Source organism: Streptomyces sp. NPDC058664, assembly GCF_042716635.1.
Classification (GTDB): Bacteria; Actinomycetota; Actinomycetes; order Streptomycetales; family Streptomycetaceae; genus Streptomyces.
On record NZ_JBHXRW010000273.1, the window covers coordinates 1 to 1005 of the forward strand.

2 protein-coding genes are annotated in these 1005 nt (G+C 66.6%); both read left to right on the forward strand.

The genetic code is table 11. The features are described 5' to 3' along the window. Positions 1-459: diguanylate cyclase domain-containing protein (locus ACFWUY_RS42095; protein ID WP_384122503.1), on the forward strand; the 459-nt coding region annotated here is incomplete at its 5' end. Positions 460-472: 13 nt separating this feature from the next. Then, a complete protein-coding gene (locus ACFWUY_RS42100) occupies positions 473-808 on the forward strand; it encodes an antibiotic biosynthesis monooxygenase family protein (RefSeq protein ID WP_379329651.1) in 336 nt (111 codons plus the stop codon). Positions 809-1005: the final 197 nt, after the last annotated feature.

A 1005-nucleotide genomic window follows, 5' to 3' on the forward strand; every position in this document is an offset into this window, starting at 1 on the left:
GCGCTGGCCGACGAGGGCGGCACCCTGGTCACCACGGTGCTGTTCATCGACCTCGACGGGTTCAAGGCGATCAACGACACCCTCGGACACGCCATCGGCGACACCGTGCTGCAGATCGTCGCCCAGCGTTTGCAGCAGGCGCTGCGCAGCGAAGACCTGGTGGGGCGACTCGGTGGCGACGAGTTCCTGGTGCTGCTGGCCGGGCATCCGCAGCGCGCGGACCTGCCCGCGCTGGTGGAGCGGCTGCGGGTCACGATGTCGGAACCGATCATCGCCAGCGGTCACCGCCTGGAAGTGAGCGCCTCGGTGGGCATCACCGAACTCGGCCCGCACGAACACCGCACGCCCGAGGCCGTGCTGCACGACGCCGACCTGGCGATGTACCGCGACAAGCCGTCGGCCCATCGTGACCTCGGTCTCGGTCAGAATCGACGCTCGAACAACACCCACGCCTCCTGACACACTGGTCGGCGTGATAGTCGAGCACGCGCTGTTACCCGTTCGCCCCGGTGCCGCCGCCGCCTTCGAAGCGGCCTTCGCGCAGGCGTATCCGATCATCGCGGGGATGCCCGGTTTCGGCGGGTTGTCGTTGTCGCGGTGCGTCGAGCGGCCGGATCACTTTCTGTTACTGGTGCGCTGGGAGCGACTGGACGACCACACCGTGGGATTCCGTGAGTCGCCGGAATATCAGCGCTGGCGTGCGCTGTTGCATCACTTCTATGAGCCGTTTCCGGTGGTCGAACACTTCGCCCCGGTTCTCGGCGACGAAGTCTTCCCGCTCGCGGCGACCCGGCCCGCGGACACGTAGACTCGACAACCTTGTTCTCAACGCGGTGACCAGCCGGCGAAAAAAGGAGTCCTGTTTTGCCCGACCGCCTCACCGATGTCTCGCCGGCCGCGCACAACAGCGAGATCGAACTGGAGCAGAAGTACCTCTCGGTGCTCTACGACCGGCTCGACGGCATGCGCGACTACGCGCAGAACCGGCTCAAGACCGTGCTGCTC